The organism is Ralstonia sp. Ralssp135 (assembly GCF_047304345.1).
GTDB classification, from domain to species: domain Bacteria; phylum Pseudomonadota; class Gammaproteobacteria; order Burkholderiales; family Burkholderiaceae; genus Ralstonia; species Ralstonia chuxiongensis.
Map to the genome: position 1 here is coordinate 66,543 of NZ_JBGLYZ010000022.1, position 20,761 is coordinate 87,303.

The following is a 20,761-nucleotide window of genomic DNA, read 5'->3' on the forward strand; positions in this document are numbered from 1 at the left end:
TGCAGGGTTCTTTGCCGCGCAAATGGACCGGGATGTCGGCGCGTCACAGCGCTCCTTGTGGCGAGCCGTCGCAGAGGAAGCTAGCACTGCGTCCGCTGTGTTCACGGAGCAGGAGGTGCGCTTCCATCCTTCTCCTCTTTCTCCGGGCTGGACTTCTTCAGTACCGCATCTATGACTTGCTCGTTTCTCAGCAAGAAGGATTTTTGGAGCCGGCCCATCAAGCTTCCCGGATGGGTCGGTTGCCTTCCGGGCGGTGGGAGCTTCTTGACGTCCGTTCCGATTTCCTTGGCCATCTGAATGCGAAGGTCCACACCGACCGCTTGTGCCAAGCGTTGACGTTCATCTATCGGCAACGAGAACATGTACATGTGCCGAGCTACCATGCCCTGGAGGAGCCGATAACCGAACACGTTCGCTTTGACGGCCTTGGACATTTGCTCAATGGCCGCCATTGGTACATGGCCAGGATAACTGAGTTGCGCCGCGATGCTGACGAGCTGGAAGGTGTCGTGAGCCGCTTCTGTTGCGACTTGCTCGATTGTCTCCTTGAGCTTCGGCGAGCCGATGATTTCGCCCTGGCGGGCTAGGAACCCATCCGCGAAGAGGCCCAGCGAGTAGAAAATCAACCGTTGCGCATATTTGTCGGCGTCATCTTTTGTAAGCTTGGGCAAGCGAGTCCTTAGCTTGGCGCTGACATCCTCCATGAGCGCTTCGGGTTCCCGGTTCACTAAGCTCAGTATCTTACTGATACCGCGCAACGGCCCGGCAAAGAGCTCTCGAACGAGTTCGCGCTTAAAGGATTTATCCAATGAACCATACCGGTTCTTTAGAATCTGACCAAGAATCTCACTTGTTTTGAACAGGAGGTTCAGCTGAGCAACTTGGTCAAGGTCGTCTAGCGACGCGACCTCCCCATCAGGTTCGTACTCAGGCAGCATAGACGCTTCGTCGGCACGTTGCCGCTGGGACGCGCGGTTCGCCTCCACATTGCTGGCATCGACAAGCAACCTTGCTCTTTGCGTGACCCACTTGTTCAAGATAAGCGTATCGCGGTTCAGGTCAAACGGCGTCGCATCCGCTATGAGCTTGGCCAATACCGCTGCAACTTCTCGAATAATCCACTTACTGGCGCTGTGATGCGTCAGGAAGAGAACGATGTTCGCGTTGTCTCTCAGATACAAATGCTTGCAGGCATGCAGAACCATCCCTCGGAGTTCTGGTTTGTCCTCGATGTTGTCTGCAATATACTTGGCTGCAAAGAAATATCGTATGTATTCATAGCGGAACTGGTAGCTGGTCCCTGTCTTTCCCAGTACACGGCACCGTGTCAGTAGCTCAAGCCTTGGGGCAAGCTCGGTCCGGTAAACGTGCTCGGAAAATTCGGAATTGAATCGCTCAATCTCCGACTCGTCCAAGTGCTTCACCGATTTCGAGTGGTAAACCCACGCCAAGTTCGCGAGATAGTTAAATACTTCGTCCAATTCCTCGCCGCGGACTTTTGCTTGGAAAAGACTGCGCCGGATGAGAAACTCGTAGTATTCCGCCATGCCCGCATTGGCAAGCGAGCCCTTTGTGCCGGCCTCCAACGATTGCAACAAGACCAGAACATTGAAAGCCGTCGTAGGGACCAGTCCCTTGCCGATGACCGAGTCAATAATCGATTCGGCATCGTGAATTCGAGCCTGCAAGTTTTCCGGTTGATAAGCTTCTCCCAGCGCCAGCCATCTCCTTATCAGAGATGAGCGGAGCTTGTATCCAAAACCCAGTAGCCTGTATTGAGAAAACTTTGAGCCGACCTCGGCAGTGCGGGCCGATGATAGCTCTGCGATGTCAAAGCGCTCGCTTACGGAGACAACCGCTTGTTCGAAGTGCCGGTCAACGTATTCGAGAACCTTCGCGAGGCTCTCAGGGTGATGGCTTGTTTTGTCTAGGTCATCGACCAGAAGAACCTTCGAACCCATCTCGAGTTGGCCGTATCGAGCAGGGGCTTCGGACCCGTACTGCGCTTCGACAGCGTTGTGCAATATGCGTTGCAAGCGTTCTTCCGGTTCGCCCAAAAGCTCACGGCCGGAAACGAGAAGAGGAACATATCCCGCAGCAAAGTAGGAACTGTAGAGAGTATGAAGAAGAGCCGTTTTTCCAAACTGGTCGTCACCTCTCACCAGAACCTTGCCAATTTTGTTGATTTGCTTTGCGAGCAATTCAGCACTGACCGTATTCGGACGCTCCAAATCCGCACCCGAAAGGTCATGGAGGTCTGGATAAACGAATATGTCAGAAAGAGCAATGTGCTCTTTTGTTGGGTGCGTAAAGGTAGCCCCCACGTCTTCGACTCTGGCTTTCATCTCGTCCGTCAACGCGAAGCCATCGTTGCGTCGCGAAGGAAGAGGTACAAACGAGTCCCAAACACCGTCGCCTTCGACAGGGATGTATAACTCACCGTCCCAAGTGAAGTCCACTTTCGCGAATAGCTGCTTATCGAGGTCCAGTTTCACGACGGAGAAGGCGCTAGTTGCGCCAGCCTCGTGAGGCAGAAGTGCCGCCGCCTCCAGGTTGAGGCTTTCGCCAAGTTTGAGGTCAACTACTGTCGATGCATTCGCAGCATGCTCGTGTCCAGACATGATGACCTGGTATCGACTCCGGCAGAATTCGCGCAGCGGGTGATAGGTTTCTTGCGCATACCAGTTCAAGGGATGGTGCATGAGCGCAATTCGTACAGAAGCCTTACCCTTCGCCTGTCCTTGGTATCGCTTGATGGGGAAAACGAGCTTGCCCGGCGATTCCGGAACTTGCGACATCCAACTCGCGTTAATGGCACTAAACGCTATGGTATGCCCGTCAAGCGCAATCTCATGTTCCGTCCACAGCGGGTCACTGAAAGTGACATACTTGCTTTCGAATCGCTTGCAGAATTCAAAGTAGTAGATTTGCGGTGCCACGCATGCAGCAATAACGGTTTCGTCGACCTCTCCTCCAGCGAGGACACTCTCGATAATCGCTTTGCGCGCCGCATTGGGGGCTTTGAATAGTCCATCGTGATTCCCCGGAACGGAAACCATATGGACAATAGTATCGCTGCTTACTTTGCCACGAATGCAATGTAGAAGCTTGTCGAAGAAGACGCCGGCGAGCTGGTACTCGTCGTCACTTCCGCTCTGTGCAATATCGCCCGTAACGACCACAAAAACGGCCCGAACGTCTGGCAGAAGCGCATTGGACGTGGCGCAAATCTTTTCCCATCTATCCAAAATTGGGTGGGATTTGTCGTTAATGTGAATGTCGCTTAGATGGAGAATGGCGATTTTCATCAGAAAACTCGGGCATTAGTCAGTAATAAAAGTGTACCGTAACGCAGCCCAAGTCTTTCTTCTGCAATAAAATTGCGTGGGGGTAATTCTTTCGGGTAAGTCAGAGAGCTGCGGCCGAGTGATGCTCAATGTGCCACACCGCGTTGCGGTTGCAGGACGCGGCGTCTCCGTAAGTGCGTCCTTACTGCCGGCGCTTCTGGCATCATAAAGACCGATTTAAGAGAGGGGGTGGGGTCTGTAGCTGGGACCCTCATAACTGTGGGCGGGTCCTCCATTGCGAGCGTTCCACTGGTGGCCGTCGGCGGGCCGAAGGGATAGCTTTGTCGGTGTGCCAGGCTTGAACTGCCCGGGGCCTATCGCATTCACGAGGGCCTGCGGCCAGGAGACTTCGACCACAAAGGGTCCGAAAGACTTATCCGCAAAGTTCAAAGTCACTTCCTGAGTGAGAAGCAGGTCTTCTTTGCCCATTGACCGAAATCGGTGCTCAGCGTCAGCTTAGCGCCATCGCCTCCAAAATCGGCCGTCAGTTTGGCGGTTGCGGAAGCGGCCTGGGCTCAAGAACCTCGCGATGACGTTACGGTTGCAAGCCGCCAGGGCGGGGATGTCGCAACAATTAATGCGAATCCGGCTTTTTGCGTCGGCAGTGACGGATTCCCGAGATTTGAGAGGCATCTGTCTGCGGGACCGTCGAGGAGGAAATCAGCGCCGGAACTGACTCTGCAGCCTCCGGCGCAACAACTTGGGGAGCGCGGCGCAACAACTATTTCAAGCCGCTAATTCTATTTCTGCGCCTGCCGAAACTTATTCGACAGTCACCGATTTCGCCAGGTTGCGCGGCTTGTCGACGTCCGTACCGCGCGCCAGTGCGGTGTGATACGCCAGCAATTGCAGCGGCACCACGTGCAGGATCGGCGAGAGCTGACCGTAGTGCTCAGGCATACGGATCACCTGGATGCCGTCGCTCGACTGGATCTGCGTATCTGCGTCGGCAAACACGTACAGCTTGCCGCCGCGCGCACGCACTTCCTGGATGTTCGACTTGAGCTTTTCGAGCAGCGCGTCGTTCGGGGCGACGGTCACGACCGGCATCTGCTCGGTCACCAGCGCCAGCGGGCCATGCTTGAGTTCACCGGCGGGGTAGGCCTCGGCGTGGATGTACGAGATTTCCTTGAGCTTGAGCGCGCCTTCCAGGGCGATCGGGTAATGCAGACCGCGACCGAGGAACAGCGCGTTCTCACGGCGGGCAAACTCTTCTGACCACGCGATGATCTGCGGCTCCAGCGCCAGCACGGCGTTCAGCGCCGACGGCAGGTGGCGCAGATGGCGCAGCGCATCTTCTTCCTGCTCCGCATTCAGATGGCCGCGCAGCTTGGCAAACGTCAGTGCCAGCATGTACAGCGCTGCCAGCTGCGTGGTGAACGCCTTGGTGGACGCCACGCCAATCTCGGTGCCCGCGCGCGTGAGGAACTTGAGCTGCGTCTCGCGCACCATGGCGCTGGTCGCCACGTTGCAGATGGCGAGCGTATGCGTGTGGCCCAGTTCGCGTGCGTGACGCAGTGCGGCCAACGTGTCGGCGGTTTCGCCCGATTGCGAAATCACGACGACAAGCGCGTTCGGATTGGGCACCGTCTCGCGGTAGCGGTATTCGCTGGCGACTTCCACCTGCGTCGGGATCTTGGCGATCGATTCGAGCCAGTACTTGGCCGTGCAGCCCGAGTAGTAGCTCGTGCCGCAGGCCAGGATCAGCACGCTGTCGACCTTGGGCAGCACCGCAGCCGCCTCGGGGCCAAACAGGTCCGGCCCAAACCCTTGCACGCCTTCCAGCGTGTCGCCCAGGGCGCGCGGCTGCTCGAAGATTTCCTTCTGCATGAAGTGGCGGAAGGGGCCGAGTTCCACGGCGGCGGCATAGGTGCCGACTTCCTTCACTTCCCGCTCGACGATCTTGTCGTTTGCATCGGCCACGGTGAAGCCGTCGCGGGTGATTTCCACCACGTCGCCTTCTTCCAGGTAGGCCATGCGGCTGGCGGTGCCGGCCACGGCCAGCGCGTCGGACGCCAGGAACGATTCGTTCTCGCCAATCGCCACCACCAGCGGCGAGCCGGCACGCGCGCCCACCACCACGTCGGGGTTGTCACGGGCAAACACGGCAATCGCATAGGCACCGTGCAAGCGCTTGACCGACGCACGCACCGAGGCGAACAGGTCGCCGCGCGTGGCGCTGCTCGGGTACGTGTAGGCCTGGTGGATCAGGTGCGCCACGACTTCGGTATCCGTCTGCGATTCAAAGCCGTAGCCGACGGCCTTGAGTTCTTCGCGCAGCGCTTCGTAGTTTTCGATGATGCCGTTGTGCACCAGAGCGATGGTGTCGCCCGAGAAGTGCGGGTGGGCGTTGACGGTATCCGGCCGGCCGTGCGTGGCCCAGCGCGTGTGGGCGATGCCGATGGCGCCGTCCAGGTGGCTCGTCTGTGCCTGGGCATCCAGATCGGCCACGCGCGAAACGGTGCGTGCGCGCTGTAGCTGGCCATCACGCTGCACAGCGACGCCGCAGGAGTCGTAGCCGCGGTATTCCAGGCGGCGCAGGCCTTCGATCAGGACGGGAACGATATTGCGCGTGGAAACCGCGCCAACGATACCGCACATGTTGATTTCTCCAGTTGGGGTGGGCAGCACGTTGAATGTGCGCCGCACTCGGTAATTCAGTATCGATGCTCGCGCGCCGAAGCGGCATCCGCTGTTCGGCGCAGGAGAAACCCTGTCAGCCTGCCTTCTTCTGCTTGACCGGGCGCTGCCAGCTGTCGATGGTGACCTGGCGCGCCCGCGAGACCGTCAGCTTGCCCTCGGGCGCGTCCTTGGTCAGCGTGGTGCCGGCACCCAGCGTCGCGCCCTTGCCCACGCGCACCGGCGCCACGAGCTGCGTATCGGAACCGATGAAGGCGTCGTCTTCGATGATGGTGCGGAATTTGTTCGCGCCATCGTAATTGCACGTGATGGTGCCCGCGCCGATGTTGACGCGCGAGCCCACCGTCGCATCGCCCACGTAGGCAAGGTGGTTGGCCTTGCTGTGCGCCGCGATCTGGCTGTTCTTCACTTCGACAAAGTTGCCGATGTGCACGTCTTCGGCCAGCTCGGTGCCCGGGCGCAGGCGCGCGTACGGGCCGATGCGCGAGTCGGCGCCAACCTTGGCACTCTCGATGTGGCAGAACGGCAGGATCTCGGCGCCGGCCTCGATGGTCGCATCGCGGATCACCGCATTGGCGCCGATGCGCACGCCATCAGCCAGTGTGACGTTGCCCTCGAAGATGCAGTTGACGTCGATCACCACGTCGCGGCCGCACGTGAGCTTGCCGCGCACGTCGATGCGTGCCGGGTCGATCAGCGTCACGCCGTCTTCCAGCAGTTGCTGCGCGAGGTTGCGCTGGTGAATGCGCTCAAGCTCCGCCAGTTGCACCTTGCTGTTCACGCCCAGCGTCTCCCACTCGGCCAGCGGATGCGCGGAGGTGATGGGCACGCCTTCGCTGGCGGCGCGCTCGATCACATCGGTCAGGTAATACTCGCCTTGCGCGTTGTCATTCGACAGCGTCGCCAGCCAGTTCTTGAGCTTGGCCGTCGGGCACACCAGGATCCCGGTGTTCACCTCATGGATGGCGAGCTGCGTTTCGTTGGCGTCTTTCTGCTCGACGATGCGCGTGATGCGGCCGGCGGCGTCACGCACGATGCGGCCGTAGCCGGTCGGGTCGCCCAGGTGCACGGTCAGCACGCCCAGGTGGTCATTGCCGGCGGCGCCCACCAGGGCGCTCAGTGTTTCGGCGCGGGTGAGCGGCACATCACCGTAGAGCACCAGGGTGGGCACGCTCTCGTCGAGCTGGTCCACGGCCTGCATGACGGCGTGGCCCGTGCCAAGCTGCTTGTCTTGCGTGGCGAAGGCGATGTCGGACGCGCCGACCATCTCGCGCACCCGATCCCCGCCGTGGCCCACCACCACCACAAGCCGTGTCGGCGACATGGTGCGGGCGGTTTCAATGACGTGCGCCAGCAACGGTTTGCCGGCCAGCGGGTGCAGCACTTTCGGCAGGGCGGAGCGCATGCGTTTGCCCATGCCTGCAGCCAGGATGACGATATTCACAAGGAGGTTCCTAGAGTGACTCGAAGCGATAGCCTGCGACGGGTTGCCGGCGCCGGAAACGGCTGCCTGAAACCCACCGCCCGCCACCTCCCCTCAGGATGGCCGGACCGCCTGCAAACCCTTCTGCGGGGCGCTTTTGCGGCGTATAAGACACAGATGCAAAAATTCTAGCATGGGCCCCACCCTCCCCCTGAACCGGTCAAACGGTGGAATTGTTGCAACCGCGCCATTACCGAGACGGTTAGCCCGCCCGCCGGTCAGGCGGATGGCGGACACCCGGCGTGGCGCGCCGGAGCGAATTTGAGCAGCGTACGCCGCCCGTGTGACGGGGGACGCGCTCAGCTTGCGGCCACCTCGCCGGGCAGGGCTTGGTCGGCGGCCTTGTCGCCCGGCTTGCGCTCAAACCGCACGAACTCGATGCGATCGTCATGCGAGCCGGCAAACACCAGCGGGGCCTGGTCGTAGGCTGTCTGACCAAACAGCGCGTCTTCACCGATCTTCGCCAAGCCCGTGGTCAGGCCGTTGAAGTCGAACAGATCGGTATCGGCCAGGTGCGACGGCACCACGTTTTGCAGCGCCGCGAAGATGTTGTCGATGCGGCCCGGCGTCTGGCGCTCCCACTCCAGCAGCATCTCCTTGACCTTCTTGCGTTGCAGGTTTTCCTGCGAGCCGCAGAGGTTGCACGGGATGATCGGGAATTCCATCGCGCGGGCGTAGGAGGCGATCTCCTTCTCTGCGCAGTAGGCCAGCGGGCGGATGACGATGTGCTCGCCGTTGTCGGTGGCCAGCTTGGGCGGCATCGCCTTCATCTTGCCGCCGAAGAACATGTTCAGGAAGAACGTGTTGACGATGTCGTCGCGGTGGTGGCCCAGCGCGATCTTGTTGGCACCCAGTTCCTTGGCCGTGCGGTAAATCACACCGCGGCGCAGGCGCGAGCACAGTGAGCACGTGGTCTTGCCCTCGGGCACCTTCTCCTTGACGATCGAATACGTGTCCGCCTCGACGATCACATACTCCACGCCCAGCTTCTTCAAGTAGTTGGGCAGGACCTCTTCCGGAAAGCCCGGCTGCTTCTGATCAAGGTTCATCGCGATCAGCTTGAAATCGACCGGCGCGCGCTTCTGCAGCGCCATCAGGACCGACAGCATCGTGTACGAATCCTTGCCGCCAGACAGGCACACGAGGATGGTGTCGCCGTCTTCGATCATCTTGAAGTCGCCGATGGCGCGGCCGACCTGCGACTGCAGACGGGTTTCGAGGCGGTGGAAATTATTGGAAAACGTCATGGCATCTCGACCCCGCCAGCGCTGAATAATGGCCGAACGGGCGTCAAATTGTGAGGAAAATCAGCATTTTAGCGCGCGCGGGGCGCCGTCTGCAGGGTCGGGCGAACAGGCCTAGAATCGTTTGCCTATCTTCTGCTCGATGGAAACGAACCAATGACGACAGCAATGCGGATTCTGGTGCTTGGCGCCGGCGGCACCGGCGGCTATTTCGGCGGCCGGCTCGCCCAGGCGGGCGCAGACGTGACCTTTCTGGTGCGGCCGGCACGCGCGGCGCGGTTGCGCGAACACGGTCTCGTGATTCGCAGCCCGCACGGCGATGCGCAATTGCCCGCGCAGACCATCACCGCAGACCAAACTGCGGCTTGGGGCCGTGCCGATCTGGTGCTGCTGAGCTGCAAGGCCTATGACCTGGAAGACGCCATCACGGCAATCCGCCCCGTGGTGGGCGAGCGCACGGTGGTGCTGCCGGTGCTGAACGGGCTGGCGCATCTGGAACGCCTAGATGCCGCGTTTGGTGAATCGCGCGTGCTTGGTGGGCTGTGCCACATCAGTGCGACGAGCGCGCCGGACGGGGCGGTGCTGCACCTGAGCAATGGCCAGGGCCCGGCCGTGCACTCGATCACGTTTGGCGAGCGCACGCCGCATGCGCCGCGCGAGCGCACCGAGGCAATCCGCGACGTGTTTGCCACGGCCAATTTTGATTCCGTGCTGGCCGAAAACGTCATGCAAGACATGTGGGAGAAATTCACCTTCCTCACTTCGCTGGCGGCGATGACTTGCCTGATGCGGGCGACGGTGGGCGAGATTGTCGCCACGGATGAGGGCGCTGCGTTGAACGAGGCGATGTTCATGGCGTGCGAGCGCGTGGCTGCGGCCTCGGGTTATCCGAATCGGCAGGCTGCGCGCGAACGCGGGCTCAATGTGCTGACGCAGGCTGGGTCGCCGCTGACGGCATCGATGCTGCGAGACCTGGAGAGTGGTGCGCGGGTTGAAGCGGATCACATCGTGGGGGACATGCTGCGCCGCGGGCGGGCGTTGGGGACGGATGTTTCGTTGCTGCGGGTGGCGTTTGCGCATTTGCAGGCTTATCAGCAGCGGTTGTTGCGGCCGGCGGTGGTGGGATGATTGTTTTTTTTGCGCTTTGGGTTCGCACCTGTTTCATCCCCTGCCGGGGCTGACTCACTTTCTTTGTCTTGCCAAAGAAAGTAAGCAAAGAAAGGCGCGCCCGAGATGGCGACTTCCCCTTGAATTTATGTGACCGTACGGGGAAGGAGGCAAACTCGCTGCGCTCAAACAGGCCTCCTTCCTTTATCCGCCCGCTCACACAAATTCAAGGCGCCATCTAGGACAGGGAACAGCCAAACCGGCTGAATGCTTGCGTTGCCGATTTGGTTTGCTTTGTGGTTTGCCTATTGCCAGCCGCCGCCCAATGCCTGCATGAGCGCGGCGGAATCCAGCAACCGATCCGCTTGGCTCTGCACCTGCTGCAGCGTGGCCTGATCGACCTGACGTTGGGCGTCCAGCAACGTCAGGGTGCTGATGCCGCCTGCGGCGTGGCGGGCTTCGGCGGCGCGCAGGGTCTGTTGCGCCTGGTCGGTTGCCAGCGCTCTGGCCTGCAGCGTTCGGGCGTCGTTGTGCACGGCGTGCAGGGCGTCGGCCACTTCCTGCAAGCCTTGCAATACGGCTTGCTTGTAGGCCGCGCCGGCTGCATCGTAGGCGGCTTCGGCTTCGCGTTTTTTGGCGCGCAGGGTGCCGCCGTGGAAGATCGGTTGCGTGAGCCCGGCGCCAAGGTTCCAGATGCTTGATCCGGCGCCAAGGAGGTTTCGGAAGCTGGTGGTTTCCGATCCCAGCCCTGCGGACAGGGTGATGCGGGGGAACAGGTTGGCCGTGGCCACGCCCACGTTGGCGCTGGCTTCGTGCCACATCGCTTCGGCGGCGCGGATGTCGGGGCGCCGTTGCGCGAGCGTGGACGGCAGCGACGCCGGCAGTGGGTCGGGCAGATGCAGCGTGTCGAGCGACGGCAGGTCCGGCAACCCAGCACCGGGTTCACGGCCCAACAACACGGATAGACGATGCCGCTGCTGCGCAGCCTGCTGCATGAGCGGCGGGAGCGTGGCATCGGTCTGCGCGACGAGCGTGCGCTGCGAGAACGCATCGACCTGCGCGACGCCCCCAAGGTTGAGGCGGCGCTCGGTGATCTCCAACTGCCTGCGCTGCTCGGCGCTCAATCGCTGCGTGGCCGCAATCTGCGCATCCAGTGCGGCAATCCGCACCGTGGCCGTCACCACATTGCCGGCCAGCGACAGGCGCGCCGCCTCCATTTCATAACGCTGCGTATCGAGCTGCGCGCGCGATGCCTCCAGCGCGCGTCGCACGCCGCCAAAAATATCCAGCGCATACGACACCGACAGCGACGCCGAATACAGCGTGAACGGCCCCGGCTTGGGCGTATTGAACCCAAACGCCTCCGGGTTAATCTGCTGACGCACCGCTGACACGGTGCCATCCACCGACGGCATCACATAGCCGAACTGCGCCTCGGCTTCGGCCTGCGCCTGACGCAAGCGCGCTTCGGCCTGCACGACAGACGGGCTCGCACGCAACGCCTCGTCCACCAATGCATCCAGTGCGGGCGATTGAAACAGGTGCCACCAATCGGCCGGCACGTTGGCATCCACGAGATGCTGCGCCTCGCCGCCAGTAACGGGCGCGGATGCGGTTTCCCGCGACACAGGCTGCGCGGAATAGCCGGCGGCTGCAGGCCCGTCCGGCGTCTTGAAGTCGGGACCGACGGCACAGCCGCTCAGAGACAACGCGGCGATCAAAAGCACACCAATCGCCCGCCCACCACTCGTCAACGCTCGCCGCGCCGCCAACCCCGGCGCCCAGACGGTGTGGCCGTACCCTGCCCTAGATGGCGCCTTGAATTTCTGTTGCAGAGAGGAAAAAGGAAGGGAAACTGTCTGAGCGAAGCGAGTTTTTCCCTTCCCCTCTCTGCGACATAAATTCAAGGGGAAGTCGCCATCTCGGGCGCGCCTTTCTTTGCTTACCTTTCTTTGGCAAGACAAAGAAAGTAAGTCGGCCCCGGCAGGGGACGAAACAGGGGATGCGCCACCATCATCACAGCAAGAGAACATCCGCATACCCCACCTCAATCCAACGTCTTGCGATAAAACCGCAACGCAATCCCCAACACCACCACCGTAAACACCATCAGCGGCCAAATACTGGGCCACAGCTCAAACCAGCCGTTGCCCTTGAGCAGGATGCCGCGCGTGAGCCGGTTGAAGTACGTCATCGGCAGCAGGTTGCCAATCGCCTGCGCCCACTTGGGCATCCCCACGAACGGAAACATGAAACCCGAGAGCAGGATGTTGGGCAGGAAGTAGAAGAAGGTGAGTTGCGTCGCCTGCAATTGGTTCTGCGCGAGCGACGAGAGCGTGATCCCCACCGTCAGGCTCGCCACGATAAACAGCAACGCCGATACGTAGACCATCCACACGCTGCCGACAAACGGCACGTGGAAAACGAAGACCGCCATGAGCAGGATGATGGTCACCTGCACCAGCCCGATGAAGATGTACGGAACGATCTTGCCCGTCATCACCTCCAGCGGATGCACCGGCGTGGCGAGCAGGTTTTCCATCGTGCCGCGCTCACGCTCCCGCGTCATGGCCAGACCCGTCATCATCACCATGGTCATCGTCAGGATGGTGCCCATCAGGCCGGGGATGATGTTGTACTGGGTGATGCCTTCCGGGTTGTAGAGCTTGTGAATGCGCACATCGAATGGCGATGCTGCACCTGCGGAGCCGCCCGCGCCACCTGCCAGCGGTGACAGCACGCCCTTCATATCCTTGCTGACGACGCCCTGCACCAGTTGCGAGAGCGAGGCGACGGCCAGGCCGGTGGCTGCAGGATCCGTGGCATCGGCCTCGACTAGCAGCGAGGGCTTCTCGCCGCGCACGAGCTTGCGCGTGAAGTCCGGCGGGATCGATACGACAAACTGAAGTTGGCCCTTGGCCAAGGCCTCGCGCCCGGCGGTTTCGTCTGTCAGCGTGGTCGCCAAGTCGAAGTAGTCGGAGTTGCGCATGCTGGCCAGGAAGCTGCGCGTGAACTCGCTCTGGTCTGCGGCAATGACGCCAGTCAGCAGATGCTTCGGGTCAGCGTTGATGGCAAAGCCGAAGAGGAACAGTTGCATGATCGGAATGCCGATCATCATGGCGAACGTCACGCGGTCGCGGCGCAGCTGCAGAAACTCCTTGAGCACCACGCTCCACCAGCGCACCAGCGAAAATTGATTGCCGTCTGGCTTCATGGCTGCGCCCCGTAATTGTCGGAGGAGCGCTTCATCATGTGGATGAACACGTCTTCGAGGCCGGTGTCGATCGGCTCGGCGCGCATGCCGGATTCCCCCGCGAGCTTGCGCAACGTGCCCTCCAGTGCGTGCGCATCCGCGCCGGTCACGTGCAGCACCGAGCCAAACGCGACGGTCTGATCCACGCCGGGCTGCCCTTCCAGCTTGCGGCCCAGCTCCACCAGATTGCCGCCTGAGATCGACCACGTCGACAGGTGCTGCCCGGCGATCACCTCATCGGCAGTGCCTTGCGCGAGCAGCTCGCCATACGCGATGTAAGCGAGCTTGTGGCAGCGCTCGGCCTCATCCATGTAGTGCGTGCTGACGAGCACCGAGATGCCCTCCGCCGCCAGACGGTGCAACTCTTCCCAGAAATCGCGGCGGGCTTTCGGGTCGACGCCGGCGGTGGGTTCATCGAGCAGCAGCAGTTCGGGCTTGTGAAGCATGCACGCGGCCAACGCCAAACGTTGCTTCCAGCCGCCCGACAGCGAGCCCGCCAGTTGCTTGGCGCGCGATGCCAGCCCGAGGTTCTCGAGCGCGTGGTCAACCGCCTCGCGTCGATTGGGCATCTTGTACAGGCGTGCGACGAAGTCCAGGTTCTCGCGAATGGAAAGATCATCCCAGTACGAAAACCGCTGCGTCATGTAGCCAACGCGCCGCTTGATCTGCGCCGACTGCTTGAGGATGTCGTAACCCAGGCACGAGCCACTGCCGCTGTCGGGCGTCAGCAGCCCGCACATCATGCGGATCGACGTGGTCTTGCCGCTGCCGTTGGGGCCCAGGAAGCCGAAGATCTCGCCACGCGCAACCTGCATGGAGAGATCTTTCACAACGTGCTTGTCGCCGAAGTGCTTGTTCAGGCCATGCACGTCGATGGCGTAGTCGCCGTTGTGTGTGTGCGGCTGGCTGTCGTGGCTGGCATCGCTCATGGCAGCATCACCTCCACGGGCTGGCCTGGGCGCAGCTTCGGGCCATCGGCCGCGGCAGGCCGGGCTTCTACCATGAAGACCAACTTGTCGCGCGTCGTGTTGCTGTAGATGACGGGCGGCGTGTATTCGGCTTCGGTTGCGATGTACGTGACCGTGGCGTTGATGTCGGCCGCGCAGCCATCGCAGTGCAGGCGCGCAGTTTGCCCGGGCTTGAGTGCGCCCACCACGCCTTGCGGCACGAAGAAGCGCACCTTCACATTGCCCGGCGGCAGCATGCGCACCACGGGGCTACCGGCTCCGACCCACTCGCCTTCGCGATACAGCGTGTCGAACACGAGGCCGCCCTGCGTAGCCTTCTGCGCTTTCTGATCGAGCCGCCATTGCGCTTGCGCCACTGCGGCGCGCGCCGCTTCCACCTGCGCGGATTGCGCGCGAATCTGGTCATTGCGCGCCGGCAACTGGGCAATGCGCAGCTGGTTGGTCAATTCACGCACGCGCTGCGCGGTCGACTGCGCGGTCGAGCGGCTTGCATCGAGCTGCGATTGCGCAATGCCACCAGCGCGGAACTGCGCCTCGTCTCGCACCAGCTGCGTCGATGAGAGCTTGTCCGCCGCCACGGCTTGCGCCAGTTGCGCGCGCACCGCATCCACCTCCGGTACACGTTTGCCGACATTCAGATCAGCGAGTTGGGCTTCGGCGCCTTGCAGTTGCGCGGCTGCCTGCTGGCGGGCCGCCGTCTCATCCACCGATTCCAGCGCAAAGAGCAGCGCACCAGCGTTGACACTCTGCCCACGCTGCACGCCAAGATGTTCGAGCCGCCCACCCACAGGCGATGCCACGTAGACGAACTCTCCCTCCACATAGCCCTGGTAGGTGTGGTTGTCTTGTTTGGCGCAACCCGCGAGGGCCATCGCTGCGGCCGATGCCACCGCAAACCACCCTGCCCTGCCGATGCACAACGCTTGCCGCATACCGCCCTCCGCGGGATTCGATTGATGCGATTGATTCGATTGCCTGCCGTGTTCGCCTACTTGCGCCCCTTGCTCTTTGGCTTGGGCTTGGGCTTCGCTTTCTTGCCTGCGCCGTCTTCAGGCGCCGCGACGGGGCCGATGCCGTGCAGCAGCAGCGCGGCAACGTGCCGGCCGATGTCCTCGTCGCTCACCCGATCCGCCAGGGGCAGGCGGCCCCAAAGCGCGCGCGTCGCCAGCGGCAGCATCGCCAGGCCGATCACCGACACCATCACCAGCGGCGGCTGCAGTGCTGCGTTCACCGCGCCCGCCGCTTGTGCGCGGGCAATGCGATCAACCAGCAACGTGGCGCGCTCCAGCGCGATGCGCGCGAACACGCGCTCGCGCAACTGGCCGCCCTCGCTCGCGATCTCGCGAATCCACAGCGTTGGAAACCACGGCGTGGCCGTGGCCACCGCCACCATGCGCTGCGCCACGCCGGCCACGGTTTGCGCAAGGTCCGGCAAATGTGCGTCGTCGGCGATGATCGCCAGCGCCGGGCCCGTCACCTGGTCGATCAGCGGGCGGATGCGCCCCTCGACCACGGCATCGAGCAATTGATCGCGCGTCTTGAAGTGGTAATGCACCATCGGCGCCGTCACCCCGGCTTCACGAGCGATGGCGGCAAGCGTGGTCGGGCCAACGCCGTCTCGCGCAAACAACGTGACGGCAATGTCGAGCAGGCGGTCACGAAGGTCGTCCTGTGTTGCGCCATCCGGGCGACGGGGGCGGCCTGGGCCGCGAGAGGAAGGTTTGCCGGTTGCCATGCCGCGAATATTAATTGTCGAATTAATTAATTTCAAGGCAGCAGTTTGGGCTTTGCAGATCCGCCCCTGAAGATCGCGACGGCGCGGCTAAGCGCGCGCTGCCGCTTCAAGCTGCGCCAGCCGCACAAGCAAGCGGTCCTGCGCTTCGCTCGGAAAGCTCGATGTGCGGCGCACGGCAAACACGGTATTCAGGCAGCGCCGCGCCACGATCGGGCGCACGACCTGCAGGCGCCCGCGCTCCACAGCATCCTGAATGGCGTGCAGCGGCAGCACCGACCAGCCCATGCCGGCCTCAACCAACGTGCTGACCTCTTCCAGGTCGGACACGTGATGTGCGCTGACGGTCGTCTCCGGCATACGCCGAAACAGCGCCTTGAACCACAGCCCGTAGACCGCATCGGATTCGTCATAGGTGACGAAGGGCAGCGCCGCGCAATCAGCCAGCGTGCGTGGCGCACTGTGCTCACGCAATGCGCGGGCGCTGCAGGCGAGCACGAATTCTTCGGTGTAGACAGCGTGGTGTTCAAACAGGCGTGACGTGCGCGGCGTGTAGACAAAGCCGAGATCGGCGCGGCCGGACTCGACATGGCTGAAGACCTCTTCGTCGCTGCCGAAGGCGAGTTCGAGGCGCACGTCGTCGAGAAGCGGCGCATCGGATTCGGGCGATGGCTTCAGCAGCGCCGGCATCAGCACATAGCGCCCGAAGCTGGAGCCGCTCGCCAGCTTGAGCGACACGCGCTCCATCTCGCCGCTGTGCAATGCGGCGCGCAGCTCATCCAGCCCGGCAAACGCATCGCGGCACCATGCCCGCACCGACGTGCCGGCACGCGTGAGCACGAGCTTGCGCCCCGAGCGCTCGAACAGGGGCACGCCGAGCCACTGCTCCAACTGCCGCATCTGATACGACAACGCCGGCTGCGACACGGCCAGGCGATCTGCCGCGCGCACGAAGCTGCCTTCGTTGGCGACGGTCAGGAAGCTATGCAGATAGCGCAACGGCGAATGCGACATGGCAGAACACGAGTGCCTTGATTCATCAAATTTTTGGATCGAAAAACGAAAAACATTCGATTTGATTTCAAGTCTGTCAGATCGCACAATCCGCCGCAAGTGAACGACCGATCCAGGCAGGAGGCCATCATGACGACCGCAATGCAACATCCGAGCTATGCATTGGAAGACCGTTACGGCGCACGCAACTACGCGCCCTTGCCGGTCATGCTGGAACGCGGCGAAGGCGTGTGGCTGTTCGATACCGACGGCCGGCGCTACCTCGACATGATGTCGGCGTATTCGGCCGTCAGCTTCGGGCATTCCCATCCGAAACTCGTTGCAGCGCTGACGGAGCAGGCCGGCCGGCTGACGCTCACGTCGCGCGCCTTCCACAATACCGAGCTCGGCCCCTTCCTGGCCGACGTCTGCCGCATCACGCGCATGGACCGCGCGCTGCCGATGAACACTGGCGCCGAAGCCGTCGAAACCGCCATCAAGGCTGCGCGCAAGTGGGCGCGCGACGTGAAGGGCCTGGCGCCCGAGGCGGCCGAAATCATCGTCTTCGAAAACAACTTCCACGGCCGCACGACGACCATCGTCGGGTTCTCCTCGCACGATCAATATCGCTACGGATTCGGCCCGTTCGCGGCGGGCTTCCGGCGCATTCCGTTTGGTGACGCCGAAGCGCTGCGTGCGGCCATTGGGCCCAACACGGGTGCCATCCTGATGGAGCCGGTGCAGGGCGAAGGCGGCATCGTCGAGCCTCCTGCCGGCTACCTCAAACTCGCGCGCGAACTCGCCACCCAGCACAACGTGTTGCTCGTCTGCGACGAGGTCCAAACAGGCCTGGGCCGAACTGGCGATGTGCTTGCGAGCTGGCACGAAGGCGTTGACGCCGATCTGGTGGTGCTGGGCAAGGCGCTCGGGGGCGGCATGATGCCGGTGTCAGCCATCGCGGGGCGCGAGGCGGTCATGGGCGTGTTTCAGCCGGGCGACCACGGCTCCACGTTTGGCGGCAACCCGCTCGCAGCGCACATCGGACGCGCGGCACTCGCCTTGCTGATCGAAGAACAACTGCCACAGCGTGCCGCGCGCGTGGGCGCAGCGTTCATCAACGAACTGAAAACGCTCGTCGGCCACGGCGTGCGGCAGGTGCGCGGGCGCGGCTTGATGATCGGCCTGCAGCTCGATGCCGACATCGATGCGCATGACTTCGCCTTCGCGGTGGCCGAGCGCGGCGTGCTGACCAAGGACACGTACGGCAACGTGGTCCGTCTGACACCGCCGCTTGTGATTGGCGAGGCCGAGCTGGCGCTGGCGTTGGAAGCCATCCGCCAGACGCTTGCTGGCTGGCCGCGCCGCAAGGCGGCTTGAGGAAGAACTCGCAAGGGGAGTGACATGACCATCATTGATCTGATCGGCGCGGCCATCGGCTGCGGCGCGCAAGACGACGGCTGCAAGGACGGCCCGCGTGCGCTGCTGGAAGCCGGCGCGCTGGCGCGATTGCAGACGCCGGACACGCAAGCCGCGCTCGTGCACGACATCGAATTGGCGATGTCGGCGGGGCACAGCCGTTCAGCACGCTTGGCGGCGCTGCCGGGCGTGGCCGGTTTCTCGCGCGCTCTCGCCGATGCGACAGCACACAGCGTGCACCAGGGGCATGTGCCGGTCGTCGTTGGCGGGGATCACTCGTGCGCGATCGGCACGTGGTCGGGTGTAGCAAACGCCTTGCGGCAGAAGGGCCCGCTGGGCCTGATCTGGATCGACGCGCACCTCGACAGCCACACGCCGCAGACGAGCGATTCCGGCGCCATCCACGGGATGCCGCTGGCGGCGCTGCTCGGCCACGGCGCCGCGACCCTCACGCAAGTTCGCGATGCCGCGCCGAAGGTATCGCCAGAACACGTCGTGGTGATCGGCGCGCGCAGTTATGAGCCCGCCGAACGCGCGTTGCTCGACCTGCTGGGCGTGCGCGTCATCGACGCAGCCGAAGTGGCACGCACCGGCCTGCGCGCCGTCATGGCCGACGCCATCCGCCAAGTCAAAACGGGCACGGCGGCCTTTGGCGTAACGCTGGATCTGGATGCCTTTGACCCCGCAGTCGCGCCCGGCGTCGGCACGCCCGAAACAGACGGGCTCACCGCGCAAGGCATGGCACAGGCACTCGCCGCTTGCGCCCGCGATGCACGTTTCGCCGCATTCGAACTGGTGGAATACAACCCGCGCCACGACAAGGGCGGGATCACAGCACATCTGGCCCTGGACCTGCTGGCCAGCGTCGCCGGCGCGTTGCACGCCCAGCGCCGCGAATACGCGACGGCGGCTTAAAGCGCCATCAAAAAATTCGGACCGCCAACACCCGCGCACAGACGGTGTGGCCGTACCCTGCCCTATGCGGCGCCTTGAATTTCTGTTGCGAGGAGGAAAAAGGAAGGGAAACTGTCTGAGCGCAGCGAGTTTTTCCCTTCCCCTCCTTGCGACATAAATTCAAGGAGTGGTTCGCCGCATCGGGCGCGCCTTTCTTTGGTTACTTTCTTTGGCAAGACAAAGAAAGTGACTCAGCCCCGGCAGGGGATGAAACAGAGAACCCGCCAACAACAACAAAAACAGCCGCTCAGGCCTGGTCCTTGATGCGAAACACCTCAACGCCCACGGATTCGCAATCCGGATACACATCCGGCTTCTCCGTCGACACCCGCGCAGCCAGCACATGCGGGTGCTTGAGCATCGCCGTCAGCACGTCATCGCACAGCGTCTCCTGCAGATGAATATGGCCTTGCGCCATACGTCGCGCCACGGTGTCGCGCATGAAGTCGTAATCCACCACTTCGTGCAGCTTGTCTTCCGTGGGCGACGAATGCTCCAGCGGCACGTACAGCTCGATGTTGATCAGGACGCGCTGCTCGCCCTTCTTCTCGAATTCGTGCACGCCGATGTTGATCTGCACTTCGTAGTTGCGCAGGAACATGCGGCGGCAGTGCGACAGGCGCGGGTGGGATAGCAGGGAAAGCATGGGAGCGTCCGGGGGAAGAATTATTCAGTGAGGAACATCACGTCGCGGGCCAGCGGCATCAGGTGCTGGCCTCCGTCGACGAACAGCGTGGTGCCGGTGACGGCGCGTGCGGTAGCCAGGTAGCACACCGCTTCGGCGATGTCTTCCGGCGTGGACGACTGGCCCAACGGCGTCATCTGGTGCGCGCGTGCAAACCCGCCTTGCGACTGGTCGCCCGACACCATCGTGATGCCCGGCGCCACGCCCACCACGCGCAGCGCGGGCGCCAGGGCCTGCGCAAGCTGCATCGTGGCGGTCGACAGCGCCGCCTTCGACAACGTGTAAGAGAGGAAGTCCGGGTTCAGGTTATCGAGCTTCTGGTCGAGCAGATTGATGACGACGCCGCGGCCTTCGGCGCCATCGGCTGTCAGCGCACGGTGCAGCTCGCGCGAGAGCAGCAGCGGCGCCGCCACGTTGGTGCGCATGTGCGTATCGAGCGATGCGTAGCTGAAGCTGGTCGCCACGTCGTACTGGAACAGCGACGCGTTGTTGACCAGGCAGGTGGGCGTACCCAGTGCAGCGATGCAATCGGCGATCAGGCGGCTGGCGGCAGCTTCGTCCGAGAGGTCGGCCTGCAGCACGGCGGCGCGGCGCCCCATGGCAGTGATCTCGGCGGCCACGGCATCGGCCTCGGTGCGCGAGCGGTGGCAATGCACAGCCACATCCCAGCCGTGGCGGGCCAGGGCCAGGGCAATGACGCGGCCCACGCGGCGGCCTGCGCCTGTGACGAGGGCGATGCGCCGCTGTGTAGCGGATTCTGCGGTCGATTCCGCAGTTGACTGGATGGGCGTCTGCGCCATTGTTTACAATTCGCCGATGAGCAAAACCGTGAGTTTACCGCTTCCCAACGAGGCGGCGCAGGCGCAGTCCGCGCAACTGTTCGCCGTGATCGCCGACGCCATTGCGGCCGCCGGCGGCTGGCTCCCGTTCGACCGCTAC

The 20,761-nt window shown here is 62.8% G+C and carries 15 protein-coding genes and 1 pseudogene; 4 read left to right on the forward strand and 12 right to left on the reverse strand.

From position 1 onward, the window contains the following. Positions 1–101: 101 nt before the first annotated feature. From ACCD03_RS16060 to ttcA, 4 genes are all read right to left on the reverse strand, one after another. Complete coding sequence (locus tag ACCD03_RS16060) at positions 102–3,308, reverse strand: metallophosphoesterase (protein ID WP_413412265.1); 3,207 nt, start codon at positions 3,306–3,308, stop codon at positions 102–104. 801 nt (positions 3,309–4,109) lie between these two features. After that, a complete protein-coding gene (gene glmS / locus ACCD03_RS16065) occupies positions 4,110–5,948 on the reverse strand; it encodes a glutamine--fructose-6-phosphate transaminase (isomerizing) (RefSeq protein ID WP_316679184.1) in 1,839 nt (612 codons plus the stop codon). A 115-nt stretch (positions 5,949–6,063) separates the two neighbouring features. Then, positions 6,064–7,431: a bifunctional UDP-N-acetylglucosamine diphosphorylase/glucosamine-1-phosphate N-acetyltransferase GlmU gene (glmU, locus tag ACCD03_RS16070; protein ID WP_413412266.1), complete on the reverse strand. Its 1,368-nt coding sequence runs from the start codon at positions 7,429–7,431 to the stop codon at positions 6,064–6,066. Positions 7,432–7,769: 338 nt separating this feature from the next. Then, positions 7,770–8,717 (reverse strand): tRNA 2-thiocytidine(32) synthetase TtcA, encoded by a 948-nt coding sequence (gene ttcA, locus ACCD03_RS16075; protein ID WP_413412267.1) that lies wholly within the window; start codon positions 8,715–8,717, stop codon positions 7,770–7,772. Positions 8,718–8,882: 165 nt separating this feature from the next. On the opposite strand from ttcA, the gene panE reads away from it, so the two are divergent. After that, complete coding sequence (gene panE, locus ACCD03_RS16080) at positions 8,883–9,842, forward strand: 2-dehydropantoate 2-reductase (protein WP_413412276.1); 960 nt, start codon at positions 8,883–8,885, stop codon at positions 9,840–9,842. A gap of 284 nt (positions 9,843–10,126) precedes the next feature. Here the strand turns inward: panE and ACCD03_RS16085 are convergent, their stop codons facing one another. The 6 genes from ACCD03_RS16085 to ACCD03_RS16110 all read right to left on the reverse strand — a co-directional run bounded on the left by ACCD03_RS16085 (position 10,127) and on the right by ACCD03_RS16110 (position 16,788). Then, positions 10,127–11,860, reverse strand: a complete 1,734-nt coding sequence (locus ACCD03_RS16085) for an efflux transporter outer membrane subunit (RefSeq protein WP_413412268.1) — start codon at positions 11,858–11,860, stop codon at positions 10,127–10,129. An 8-nt stretch (positions 11,861–11,868) separates the two neighbouring features. After that, entirely contained in the window at positions 11,869–13,035 is a 1,167-nt protein-coding gene (locus ACCD03_RS16090) for an ABC transporter permease (protein WP_413412269.1), read from the reverse strand. Beyond that, positions 13,032–14,003, reverse strand: coding sequence for an ABC transporter ATP-binding protein (locus tag ACCD03_RS16095; RefSeq protein ID WP_413412270.1), 972 nt, complete (start codon positions 14,001–14,003; stop codon positions 13,032–13,034). Before ACCD03_RS16095 ends, ACCD03_RS16090 begins: the two co-directional genes overlap by 4 nt. Further along, a complete protein-coding gene (locus tag ACCD03_RS16100; protein ID WP_413412271.1) occupies positions 14,000–14,974 on the reverse strand; it encodes an HlyD family secretion protein in 975 nt (324 codons plus the stop codon). Before ACCD03_RS16100 ends, ACCD03_RS16095 begins: the two co-directional genes overlap by 4 nt. A 56-nt stretch (positions 14,975–15,030) precedes the next feature. After that, positions 15,031–15,777 carry a TetR/AcrR family transcriptional regulator gene (locus ACCD03_RS16105; protein WP_316679191.1) on the reverse strand — a complete coding sequence of 249 codons (747 nt, stop codon included), beginning with the start codon at positions 15,775–15,777 and terminating at the stop codon, positions 15,031–15,033. A gap of 87 nt (positions 15,778–15,864) precedes the next feature. Beyond that, positions 15,865–16,788 (reverse strand): LysR family transcriptional regulator, encoded by a 924-nt coding sequence (locus ACCD03_RS16110; protein ID WP_252692011.1) that lies wholly within the window; start codon positions 16,786–16,788, stop codon positions 15,865–15,867. A gap of 129 nt (positions 16,789–16,917) precedes the next feature. On the opposite strand from ACCD03_RS16110, the gene rocD reads away from it, so the two are divergent. Beyond that, on the forward strand, positions 16,918–18,144 hold the full coding sequence (rocD, locus tag ACCD03_RS16115) for an ornithine--oxo-acid transaminase (RefSeq protein WP_413412272.1): 1,227 nt from the start codon (positions 16,918–16,920) through the stop codon (positions 18,142–18,144). A 24-nt stretch (positions 18,145–18,168) separates the two neighbouring features. Beyond that, entirely contained in the window at positions 18,169–19,098 is a 930-nt protein-coding gene (locus ACCD03_RS16120; RefSeq protein WP_413412273.1) for an arginase, read from the forward strand. 286 nt (positions 19,099–19,384) lie between these two features. Here ACCD03_RS16120 and ACCD03_RS16125 read toward each other — a convergent pair whose 3' ends face one another. Continuing rightward, the gene (locus ACCD03_RS16125; protein WP_252692014.1) at positions 19,385–19,783 is read right to left on the reverse strand and encodes a dihydroneopterin aldolase; all 399 of its coding nucleotides are present in this window, start codon (positions 19,781–19,783) and stop codon (positions 19,385–19,387) included. A gap of 20 nt (positions 19,784–19,803) precedes the next feature. Next, positions 19,804–20,559 (reverse strand): SDR family oxidoreductase, encoded by a 756-nt coding sequence (locus tag ACCD03_RS16130; protein WP_413412277.1) that lies wholly within the window; start codon positions 20,557–20,559, stop codon positions 19,804–19,806. On the opposite strand from ACCD03_RS16130, the pseudogene ACCD03_RS16135 reads away from it, so the two are divergent. Further along, positions 20,456–20,761, forward strand: a pseudogene (locus ACCD03_RS16135) (class I SAM-dependent methyltransferase); the annotation flags it as partial. The gene ACCD03_RS16130 and the pseudogene ACCD03_RS16135 sit on opposite strands and share 104 nt — an antisense overlap.